This window comes from Azospirillum formosense (genome assembly GCF_013340925.1).
Lineage (GTDB): Bacteria > Pseudomonadota > Alphaproteobacteria > Azospirillales > Azospirillaceae > Azospirillum > Azospirillum formosense.
In genome coordinates, this window is record NZ_WHOR01000425.1 from 1 (window position 1) to 2,903 (window position 2,903).

3 protein-coding genes are annotated in these 2,903 nt (G+C 69.5%); all 3 read right to left on the reverse strand.

Annotated features, from left to right (window positions below; all coding sequences use genetic code 11):
- The coding region (locus GBZ26_RS28510) for a 4-carboxy-4-hydroxy-2-oxoadipate aldolase/oxaloacetate decarboxylase (RefSeq protein ID WP_174441683.1) at window positions 1–668 on the reverse strand (668 nt) is incomplete at its 3' end.
- An 82-nt stretch (window positions 669–750) separates the two neighbouring features.
- Entirely contained in the window at window positions 751–2,256 is a 1,506-nt protein-coding gene (locus GBZ26_RS28515; protein ID WP_211105003.1) for a tripartite tricarboxylate transporter permease, read from the reverse strand.
- Window positions 2,253–2,699, reverse strand: a complete 447-nt coding sequence (locus GBZ26_RS28520) for a tripartite tricarboxylate transporter TctB family protein (RefSeq protein WP_174441684.1) — start codon at window positions 2,697–2,699, stop codon at window positions 2,253–2,255. The genes GBZ26_RS28515 and GBZ26_RS28520 overlap by 4 nt, the downstream gene beginning before the upstream one ends.
- Window positions 2,700–2,903: the final 204 nt, after the last annotated feature.

Genomic DNA, 2,903 nt, shown 5'->3' on the forward strand with positions numbered 1-2,903 from the left:
CACAGCGTGATGCCGCCGGCCTCCAGACAGGGTTCCAGCGTCAGCGCCTCGACCGTCGTCCGCCCGGCGCGGAGCTGTTCGCGCAGCCCCTCCTCCATCCGCTCACGCTCCGCCGCCTTGGTGAGCGTCGCGGCGGCCTCGGCCTGGGGCACCACGACCACCCCGTCGTCGTCGCCGACCAGGATGTCACCCGGCATGACCATCACGCCGCCGCAGACGATGGGTGTGTTCACGTCGCCCGTGGGCTGGGTCTTGGTGGTGCCCTTCATGCTGGTTCCCCGGCAGAAGACCGGAAAGCCCATGGCGCGGATGGCTGCGGCGTCGCGCACGCAGCCGTCGATCACCAGCCCGGCCAGCCCGCGCTGGAGCGCCGCCTCGGTCAGCACGTCGCCCCAGGGGCCGGCCTCGGTCATGCCCTTGAAATCGACCACCAGCACGTCGCCCGGACGGGTCAGCGCCATGGCGGCGTGGATCATCAGATTGTCGGTCGGGCCGCCGGACACGGTCACCGCGGTGCCGAACAGCGTCATGCCTTGGTAGAGCGGCTTGATCGGAAAAGACATCGCGCCCTTCTTGCCCATCGCTTCGTGCAGCGTGGCCGGGGACTGGCCGCGGAAGGCGGCGACCATCTCGGGGGAGGGACGGGCGAACTCTTTGACGACGGTCATCGGGTGGGCACCTTTCACGGCGTGAAATCCGCCCGCCCTGTGGAAATACGGGCGGGCGGGGACAAGGAAAGAGGTTCGGGGATCATTCATCCTTGAAGGCGTCGTCGCGGCGGCGGCGCACCGACGGCAGCACCATCAGGATCAGCAGGAAAGCGGCGGCGGCCAGCAGGCTGCCGCTGATCGGGCGGGTGGCGAAGACGGTGGGATCGCCGCCCGACAGCAGCAGAGCGCGCCCCAGATTCTCCTCCAGCATGGGACCCAGCACGAAGCCCAGCATCAGCGGCGCCGGTTCGCAGTCCAGCTTGCGCAGCACGTAGCCCAGGACGCCGAACAGGGCCATCAGCAGGACGTTGAAGCCGTTGTTGTTCAGCGTGTAGGTGCCGATGCAGCAGAAGACCAGGATGGCCGGGAACAGATAGCCGTAGGGCACCTTCAGCAGCCGCACCCACAGCCCGATCATCGGCAGGTTCAGGATTACCAGGATCACGTTGCCGATCAGCATGCTGGCGATCATGCCCCAGAACAGTTCCGGCTGCTTGGCCATGATCTGCGGCCCCGGCGTGATGCCGTGGATGGTCATGGCGCCGATCATCAGGGCCATGATGGCGTTGGGCGGGATGCCCAGGCTGAGCATGGGGATGAAGCAGGCCTGCGAGGCGGCGTTGTTGGCGGCCTCCGGCGCGGCTACCCCCTCGATGGCGCCCTGGCCGAAGCGCTCCGGGTGGCGGGACACCTTCTTTTCCAGCGAATAGGCGGCGAAGGAACCCAGTGTGGCGCCGCCGCCGGGCAGGATGCCGAGAAGGGCTCCCATCACCGTGCCGCGCACCGTCGCCGGCCAAGCCTGGCGGACATCCTCGCGCTTCGGCCACAGGCTGGCGATCGGGGCGGTGGTCCGCCCGGCGCCGCCGGTCTGCTCCAGGCTGATGATGATCTCCGCCAGCCCGAACAGCCCCATGGCGAGAGGCACGAAGTCGATGCCGTCGTAAAGCTGCGGCAGGCCGAAGGTGAAGCGCGTGTCGCCGGAATTGACGTCGGTGCCGACCATGCTCAGCAGCAGGCCCAGCAGGATCATCGCGATGGCCTTCACCACCGATCCATGGGCCAGCGTCACCGCCCCGATCAGGCCCAGCAGCATCAGCGACACATACTCCGCCGGCCCGAAGGCGAGCGCCACCCCGGCCAGCGGCGGGCCGGCCACGGCGATCAGGACGGTGGTGGTGATCCCGGCGAACAGGGAGGCGAGCGCCGCCGTGGCGAGCGCCACCCCGGCCCGGCCCTGCCGCGCCATGGCGTGGCCGTCCAGGCAGGTGACCACGGATGAAGATTCCCCCGGCAGGTTCACCAGGATGGCCGTCGCCGACCCGCCATACTGCGAACCGTAGAAGATGCCCGCCAGCATGATGAGCGCGCCGACCGGCGGCAGATAGAAGGTCAGCGGCAGAAGCATCGCCACCGTGGCGGTCGGTCCCAGACCGGGCAGCACGCCGATCAGCGTGCCGATCAGCGCCCCGCCGAAGCAGAGCAGCAGGTTGTCCGGTGACAGCGAAACCGACAGGCCGAGCAGCAGGTTGCCGAGCAGGTCGATCATGGCCACACCCGCAGGGGCAGTCCCAAACCCCAGACGAACAGCGCGACGCAGCCCGCCGCCAGGGCTCCGCCCAGCAGCAGCAGAGGAACCGGACGGAGCGGCTGACCGGCCAGATTGCCCAGCCCCACCAGAATCAGCACAGCCGGCACCAGCCCCAGCGTCTCCACCGTCCCGGCGAAGGCCAGCACCGCCGCCGTCACCCCGAGCAGAGGGCGCCAGCCCCAGGCCGGCAGGCCGGCGCCATGGGCCAGCAGGCTTCGACCGGTAACGACGGCGCCGGCCAGCACCATCAGCAGTCCGATCATCCGCGGGAAGAAACCGGATTGCACGTAGGCGAGCGTTCCGGTGGGCCAATCGCGCCCCAGCCACAGGGCGACCAGACCGAAAGCCGCGATCAGCAGGCCGGCGGCCAGATCCTGCGGAGCCCGGACTGGAACCCCCAAAGGCGCCTCCCCGCCGTCCGCTATGGTTGGGAACGTGTTTTCGAGCGCGGCTCGCGGGGTGCCGCGGGCGGCTGTGGACGGGCCGCGGGGCGGGGCGGTCGCGGCAGAGGGGGTACTGAGATCTGAGAGCGGCAGGCTCCGCATGGGGACTCCACAGGCTGCATAAGAGGGCTTTCGTGGTGTGGGAGGTCAGGCGCGACCAGC

Bases quoted from the DNA above. Each gene is read 5' to 3' on its own strand.
- GBZ26_RS28515 (WP_211105003.1), bottom strand. From the start codon at position 2,256: ATGATCGACCTGCTCGGCAACCTGCTGCTCGGCCTGTCGGTTTCGCTG.